Origin of the sequence: Janthinobacterium lividum (genome assembly GCF_011601275.1) — a bacterium.
In the GTDB taxonomy this organism is placed as follows: domain Bacteria; phylum Pseudomonadota; class Gammaproteobacteria; order Burkholderiales; family Burkholderiaceae_D; genus Janthinobacterium; species Janthinobacterium lividum_E.
In genome coordinates this window covers 1-7,604 of sequence record NZ_JAAOLY010000042.1, presented here as the reverse complement: position 1 = coordinate 7,604, position 7,604 = coordinate 1, and the positions used below count along the sequence as shown (strand labels likewise).

Below are 7,604 nucleotides of genomic sequence, written 5' to 3'. Positions count from 1 at the left end.
ACGCAAAGCTATACTCTGGTGGTGTCCTCGGCCACGGTCAGCCTGACGCCGGCCACCTTGCCCAATGCGACGGCGGAAGCGGCCTACACGGCCACCCTGACTGCAGCGGGCGGCACGGCGCCATATACCTTCAGCATCAGCAGTGGCAACCTGCCGGCCGGCTTGAGCCTGAACGCATCCACGGGCGTGGTGTCGGGGACGACCAATGTGGCCGGCAGTGTCCCGGTCAGTATCCAGGTCACGGATAGCAGCACGGGCGCGGGAGCGCCATTCAGCGCCACCAACAGCTATACCTTGAGCGTTGCCGCGCCCGCCATCACGGTGACGCCAAGCACCTTGCCGGCAGCGACAGTGGCTTCGGCGTACAGCCAGCAACTGACGGCCAGCGGCGGCGTCGCTCCGTATGCCTATACGGTATCGAGCGGCAGCCTGCCAGCGGGCCTGACACTGAGCGGCGGCGGTTTGCTCAGCGGTACGCCGACGGCGGCCGGCAGTTTTACCTTGACCGTACAAGCGGAAGATGCGCACCAGTTCACCGGCACGCAAAGCTATACGCTGACTGTCGCTTCGGCCACGGTCAGCCTGACGCCGGCCAGCCTGCCCAATCCAACGGCGGAAGCGGCTTATAGCGCAACCCTGACGGCGGCGGGCGGCACGGCGCCACATACCTTCAGCATCAGCAGCGGCGCCTTGCCTGCCGGCTTGACCTTGAATGCGGCGACCGGCGTGCTGTCCGGCACCACTAATGTGGCGGGCAGTTTCCCGGTCAGCATCAAGGTCACGGACAGCAGCACGGGCGTGGGGGCGCCGTTCAGCGCCACCAACAGCTACACCCTGGCTGTCGCTGCGCCCACCTTGAGCCTGACGCCGGCCAGCCTGTCGGCGATCCGCGCCGGCGACGCGTACAGCCAGCCATTCACGGCTGGCGGTGGCGTGGCGCCGTATGCGTATGCGGTGAGCGGCGGCGCCTTGCCGGCGGGCCTGGTGCTCGATGCGGCGAGCGGTGTGTTGAGCGGCACGCCGACGGTGGCGGGCAGCTACAACTTCACCTTGCAAGCGAAGGACGCGCACCAGTTCACGGTGCAGCAAGCCTTGACCCTGCTGGTGAACCAGGCACCGCCGCCGGTGGCCAATGAAACGGCGACGACCTCGGCCAACCAGGAAGTGAGCCTGACCATCGCTTCCACGGATGGCAGCCCGATCACGGCAGTGACCATCGTCACGCCGCCGCAGCATGGGACCGTCACGGTGGTGTCGAGCGGCGCGGCGGGGGGAGGCAATCGCGCCTTCAAGGTGATGTATGTGCCGAATGCCAACTACTTCGGTCCGGACGCCTTCAGCTACACGGCGACGGGTCCGGGCGGCACCTCCGCCCCCGCCACGGTCAGCGTGACGGTGGCGCCGCAGCCCGTGCCCGTGCCGGTGGCCAAGACAGCCACGGTCCTGGCCGGCACGCCGGTGACCCTGCCGGTGACGGACGGCGCCACGGGCGGGCCATTCACGGCCGTGGCCATCACGACGCAACCTGCCAGCGGCACGGCGGTGGTCAACGGCATGGACATCGTCTACACGCCAGGCATCAACACCAGCGGCGAGATCCGCATCGGCTATACCGTGTCGAACGCCTTCGGCACGTCGGCGCCGGTGACCTCGACGATTACCGTCAATCCGATGCCGCAAGTGCTCAGCCAGAGCGTCACGGTGGTGGCCGGCCTGACGGTCAATGTCGACCTGACGGCGGGCGCCACGGGTGGCCCGTTCACGGCGGCCAATGTGCTGAGCGTGGCGCCGGCGGAAGCGGGCAAGGTGGTGGTGCGCGACGTGGGCACGGCCGGCAAGCCGTCGTACCAGCTGAGCTTTGCGGCCTCGGGCAAGTTCGCCGGCGCGGCCGTCGTCAGCTACACCTTGAGCAATGCGTATGCCACCTCGAAACCGGGTGTCGTCAACGTGACCGTGACGGCGCGGCGCGACCCGTCGGTCGATCCGGAAGTGATCGGCCTGCAGGCGGCGCAAGCGGACGCGGCGCGGCGTTTCGCCAGCGCACAGCTGTCGAACTTCACGCAACGCCTGGAAAGCCTGCATGGCGATGGCTGGGGACGTTCCAGCTTCGGCCTGAGCCTGACGCCGCCAAACGACAGCGGCAATCCGACGGCGGCGCTGGCGCGCTGGCAGGCGGACGAAGCGGACCGCGTATTCGGCACGGCCGTGAAACCGTTCATGCGCAAGGCGGCCTTGCGCCAGCCAGGCGCTGGTTTCAGCAGCGATGAACGGCAGCAGGTGGATGTCAGCGGCGCCACCAGCGGCTTGCCGGACATGCCGCAAAAGCCCGATACGCAGAAGCAGGCGCTGGCTCTGTGGCTCGGTGGCGCGGTCGACTTCGGCCAGCACTATGTGAATGGCCGCGACACGGGCTTCCGTTTCCGTACCAACGGCGTGAGCGTGGGGGGCGATTACCGCCTCAGCGACCTGGCGACCCTGGGCGTGGGTGCCGGCTTCAGCCATGACCGCAGCGACGTGGGCCAGAACGGCAGCCGCAGCACGGCCGACAGCGCCGTGGCGGCCGTGTATGGCAGCCTGCGTCCGAGCAAGGGCGTCTTCCTCGACGGCGTGCTCGGCTACGGCACCTTGCAGTACGACGCTTCGCGCTACCTCGCCGATGGCAGCGGTTTCGCCACGGGCGAACGCGACGGCAAGCAAGTGTTCGGCGCGCTGGTCGGCGGCATCGAGATGCGCCATGACACCTGGATGTGGTCGCCGTATGGCCGCGTGGAACTGATGTCGGCCAAGCTCGATCCGTACACGGAGAAGGCGGCCGGCATCAACGCCCTGAGCTACTTCAAGCAGACCGTGCGCTCGCGCATCGGCGCGCTCGGTGTGCGCGCCGAAGGCATCTATGTGGGCGGCCTGGGCACGTGGTTCCCGCGTGCGCGGCTCGAGTACCGGCATCAGTTCCAGGGCGCCGACGATGCGCGCCTGGCGTATGCCGACCTGGTGGCCGACGGCCCCGTGTACGTGATCCGCACGGTGCCGCAACAGACGGGCAACTGGGCGGCGGGCCTGGGCGTGAAACTGCTTCTGTCGAACGGCATGACGATCACCCTGGACTACAACAGCAATCTGAACATCGATAGCGGGCGTACCCAGTCGGTCATGTTCGGCATCGCCATGCCGCTCAGGTAGCGCTGCGAATCAAGGAAGTGACGCCGCGGGGCGGGAGCAGCTTGCTTCCGCCCCGCGGCGCATGTGGCGTCTGGTTTTTCATGTCATTGCCGTGCCAGGGCTGCAATGATTCCATTAGAATCAGACATCGTCTTCACCACACTGCTTACGGAATGGAATATCTGGAATGATGAATGTCCTGACCTTCGAACACTTTGCCGCGCGCGTCAACGAGACGTTTATCGCGGCCAGTGACGGCAATGCCGCCTTTGTCCTGAAGGAAGTGCGCCCGTTGCCGTCAGCGACGCTGGAGGGCTTGATGCGCAAGCCTTTCAGCCTGCTGTTTCACCATAGCTCTCCCATCCTGTTCAACCAGAAAATCTTCCAGATGCAGCATGAGGCGTTTGGCGAAGTGGGTATCTTTCTGGTGCCGGTGGCGCGTGACAGCCATGGCTTTCTGTACCAGGCCGTATTCAACTGAGGCCAGTGCGGGGAGGAGGGAAGGGCAAGGCGGGCGCCGCGATGGCGCCGCCTGCCTGGATCAAGCAAACTTAGTCAAAAGACGGGAATTCCCCTTGCAGCGCGATGCAGAAATTCACCGCCAGCATCGGCTGGCGGTTTTCGTGCGGCTGGCCGCCACCGGCACTACCGATCGCGGCCGGGGACAGCGATACATTGGGTGGTGTCGTCGGCACGAATGCGGACGTGCCGCCAAGGGCGATCAAGGCGTCGCCAGCGAGCGGCGTGTTGTGTTGCAGGGCGGCGGTGGGCTGGCGGTACACATTGAGTTGATGGCTGTGGTTCGGCATCTCCGTGACGTTCAACGTGACGCTGTTGGTGCCGAAGGTCTCGCCCATCACACGCGGCGTCAGGCCCGGACCCTGGCCCTGGCTGCAGGGCGCGCGTCCCGTGAAGTTGGGCAACTGGAAGGTAGTGGTCCCATTGCCGCCATACTGCGTGCCGATCAAGGAAAACAGCGCGCTGTATTGCTGGATTTGCAGGGTGGCGCCGTTACAGCTGGCCCATCCGTAGGGTGTGAAATTGAAGCCGAAGACTTGTATTTCGCCAAGGTATGGTGAGGTCACGTTAAGTTCTCCTGATCGATTTTAGGGGCTGCGCTTGCGTGCCGGCTGTTATTGCTGGGATGGGAAAATGCCTGCCCATGCGATGCAAAATGATGCTGTCAGGGTTGGCATGGTGTTCTCGTGCGGCAGGTTGCCGCCTGTCGCGCCCGTGGCTGTGGTTGCCAGTGCATAGGCGGTCAGGCCGGTCAGATCGCTGGTGTACATCTTGTCGTTATTCGACGGCGCAGTCAGCAGCAGGTTGGCCGCCGGTACGTTCGACGTTGCCAGGGTGCTGTTCACATTGAACGGATGCGTATGCAAAGGCAGCTGGGTCGGCAGCAGGGTCACCGATTCGCTGCCGCTTCGTTGCCCGAGGGGGCGGTTGCTCAGGCCCGGACCGGTACCCATGTGCAGGGGAACCTGGCCGCGCAGGTCGGGCACGGCAAAGGTGGTGACGCCATCGCCGCCGTAGGTGGTGCCCAGCAGGACGAACAGTACTTCGTATTCGGAGATCGGTTTCAGGCTGCCGTCGCAGGCGAACCAGCCGCTGGGAATGCGGGGAAAGGAAAACAGGCGAATTTCGCCGACATAGGGTGTGGTCATGACTATGCTCCGTAAGAAGTGGCTGATTCGTTAGTTGCGCGACGGGAAGATACCGCTCAAGGCGATATTGAAGTTAATGACCGAGAACGGCTGCATGTTGGGATGCGCCTGGTTGCCGCCGGCCAACGCCAAGGTCTGGCCGGCCAGGGTGACTTGCGGTCCGGCCGAACCGTAGATGGATTCCGCGCCACTGCCGCCAAACACGGTATTGGTAGGATTTTTCGAGGTACCGGGCGCCGTCACCGCATTGGCCGCATGCGTGTGCGCCGGCATCTGGGTCGCTAGCAAGGTGACAGCCTCCGATCCCGCCCGCGTACCGATCTGATAGGGTGCGGGTTGCCAGGAACCATCCACCGAACCGCCAGCTCCCACAGGAGTACTGCCTTGCAAGTTAGGCAGGGCAAAGGTGGTACTGCCATTGCCGCCGTAATACGTCCCCAACAGCGCAAACAGCGCCTGATTCTGCGCGATGGGCAGCAATTGCCCGTTACATGCCGCAAAGCCACGCGGCACAAAATTGAAGCCGCCCATCATGATTTGTCCTAGATACACATCAGCCATCATCGTTCTCCCACGGTTGGAATGCTATTGAATTTCAAATTAGCAATATTTTCCATTTGCAATCAATATTGCGTTTTAAAAAACCCTTTTTGTTATAGTTACTTTATTGAAATCTCGGAGTAGCATACGTTGTCATATGGCAAGCGTCAACATCTGTTGGCACTGTGGAAGCGCTCGGAATGGGCATCGCCGACGGCCTGAAATCACCTTCACTTTTGTCTGAAAAACTCTGTATTGGAGAAACTATGTTGCGCATTTGCAACGACATCATCGGCCGTCCGGCACTTTCTTTTCTGCTCGCCTTGGTTGCTGGAAACCGGAAGCGAATGTCGGATCGCGACACTATCGGGACGGCTGTATCTTGCCGTCTCGGGCAGTGGCTCGCTTCGCTGTGCCTGTTGATGCTGGCGTTTGGCGCCAATCCTGCGCAGGCCTTGCCGAGCGTGAAATGTACGGCCAGCCAGAGTTTTTCAGTCGCCTCGGGCGGCTCGCATATCATCGACCTGTCGTCCTGCAGCGGATTTGGCCTGATTGATAATAACGCGACGCCCTTGCACGGCACGATCACAGGTCTCGTCAATAACAGCAATGGCATCGCCACCTATATCAATAATGGCGACGGGGCGCTGTCCGACAGCTTTATCCTGCTTGACGAGGATAGCCAGGAAGTGACTTTCACCGTGACAGTCGCGCCCGCGGCGGCGTCCTTCACGGTGTTGCCGGGCAGTTTGCCCGCGCCCGTGATTGGCGTGCCATACAGCCAGGCCATGTCGGCTAGCGGCGGCGTGGCTCCCTACAATTACGCGTTTGATTCCGGTACCTTGCCGCCTGGCATCAGCGTATCGCCGAGCGGCTTGATTTCCGGCACCGTGACGGCTACCGGCGCCTATGTGTTCAGCGTCAAGGTCACCGATACGACCTCGGGCACGCCGCAGGTAGTCACCAAAAACTATTCCGTATCGATCGCCGTACCGATCTTGTCCATCACGCCCACCACCCTGACGGCGGGAGGCTTGTCGACGCCGTACAGCCAGCAGATGTCCACGTCGAATGGCACCGCGCCCTATACCTATGTGGTGGAATCGGGCGCCTTGCCAACTGGCCTCAGCTTGTCCTCCAGCGGTTTGTTATCGGGCACGCCCACCGCCCTGGGAACCTATAATTTTGTGATCAAATCGACGGATGTCACGGGCGGCAACGGACCGTACAACACGTCGCGCAGCTATTCCATGGTGATCAACGCCCAGCCGCCGCCGACCATCACCGGCGTGACGCCTGCGTCCGGCCCCAGCACTGGCGGCACGGCCGTCACGATTACCGGTACTGGCTTTACGGGCGTCACGGCGCTCAAGTTTGGCGCCAACAATGGCGTCAGCGTTACCGTCGTCAACGCCACGACCATGACCGCCACATCGCCGGCTGGCAGTGCCGGTACCGTGAACGTCACCGTTACCGCCAGCGGCGGCACCAGCGCCACCGGCGCCGCCAATCAGTTCACGTATATTCCTGCGCCAACGGTCACCAGCATTTCGCCCACGGCAGGTCCCACCGCCGGCGGCACGAACGTCACCATCACGGGCACGGGTTTCACCGGCGCCACGGCGGTGACCTTCGGCGCCACGGCAGCAACCGGCTTCACAGTCAACAGCGCCACGCAGATCACGGCCACGGCGCCAGCTGGCAGCTCCGGCACGGTCGACGTACGCGTCACCACGTCTGGCGGGACCAGTGCCACCAGCGCGGCGGACCAGTTCACCTTTGTACCGACACCGACGGTGACGAGCATTTCGCCCACGGCCGGCCCGGCCACTGGCGGCAGCACTGTCACCATTACCGGTACGGGTTTTAGCGGCACGACGGCGGTGACGTTCGGCGCCACGGCAGCGACGGGCTTCACCGTCAACAGCGCCACGCAAATCACGGCGACGGCGCCCGCCGGCACGGGCACAGTGGACGTGCGTGTGACCACGACGGGCGGCACCAGCGGCACCAGCGCCGCCGATCAATTTACCTATGTGGCAAAGCCGGTGGTGAGCAGTATTTCGCCAACCTCCGGCACAACTGCCGGCGGCACCACGGTCATCATTACTGGCACCGGCTTTAGCGGCACGACGGCGGTGACGTTCGGCGCCACGGCAGCGAATGGCTTTACCGTCAACAGCGCCACGCAAATCACGGCCACGGCGCCAGCAGGCAGCGCGGGCACGGTCGACGTGC

At 63.8% G+C, this 7,604-nt stretch carries 6 protein-coding genes; 3 read left to right on the top strand and 3 right to left on the bottom strand.

Features of this window, described 5'->3' with window-relative positions:
* Both GYK42_RS28680 and GYK42_RS28675 read left to right on the top strand, forming a co-directional pair.
* Nucleotides 1–3,180, top strand: a 3,180-nt coding sequence (locus GYK42_RS28680; protein WP_166450260.1) for a putative Ig domain-containing protein, incomplete at its 5' end; no start/stop codon positions are given.
* Between the two features lie 166 nt (nucleotides 3,181–3,346).
* Nucleotides 3,347–3,640 (top strand): DUF6916 family protein, encoded by a 294-nt coding sequence (locus GYK42_RS28675; RefSeq protein WP_240943940.1) that lies wholly within the window; start codon nucleotides 3,347–3,349, stop codon nucleotides 3,638–3,640.
* A 70-nt stretch (nucleotides 3,641–3,710) separates the two neighbouring features.
* Here GYK42_RS28675 and GYK42_RS28670 read toward each other — a convergent pair whose 3' ends face one another.
* Genes GYK42_RS28670 through GYK42_RS28660 form a run of 3 tightly spaced genes read right to left on the bottom strand, consistent with a single transcriptional unit; the run spans nucleotide 3,711 to nucleotide 5,360 of the window.
* Nucleotides 3,711–4,244, bottom strand: a complete 534-nt coding sequence (locus GYK42_RS28670) for a tail fiber protein (RefSeq protein ID WP_166450259.1) — start codon at nucleotides 4,242–4,244, stop codon at nucleotides 3,711–3,713.
* A gap of 48 nt (nucleotides 4,245–4,292) precedes the next feature.
* Entirely contained in the window at nucleotides 4,293–4,826 is a 534-nt protein-coding gene (locus tag GYK42_RS28665) for a phage tail protein (RefSeq protein ID WP_166450258.1), read from the bottom strand.
* Nucleotides 4,827–4,856: 30 nt separating this feature from the next.
* A complete protein-coding gene (locus tag GYK42_RS28660; RefSeq protein WP_240943939.1) occupies nucleotides 4,857–5,360 on the bottom strand; it encodes a phage tail protein in 504 nt (167 codons plus the stop codon).
* Between the two features lie 353 nt (nucleotides 5,361–5,713).
* Between GYK42_RS28660 and GYK42_RS28655 the strand changes: the two genes are divergently transcribed.
* Nucleotides 5,714–7,604: IPT/TIG domain-containing protein (locus GYK42_RS28655; protein ID WP_205711607.1), on the top strand; the 1,891-nt coding region annotated here is incomplete at its 3' end.

What these genes read in the sequence shown, in the direction of transcription:
- GYK42_RS28675 (WP_240943940.1), top strand. Translation starts at nt 3,347, where the DNA reads ATGATGAATGTCCTGACCTTCGAACACTTTGCCGCGCGCGTCAACGAG.
- GYK42_RS28660 (WP_240943939.1), bottom strand. Translation starts at nt 5,360, where the DNA reads ATGATGGGCGGCTTCAATTTTGTGCCGCGTGGCTTTGCGGCATGTAAC.
- GYK42_RS28665 (WP_166450258.1), bottom strand. Translation starts at nt 4,826, where the DNA reads ATGACCACACCCTATGTCGGCGAAATTCGCCTGTTTTCCTTTCCCCGC.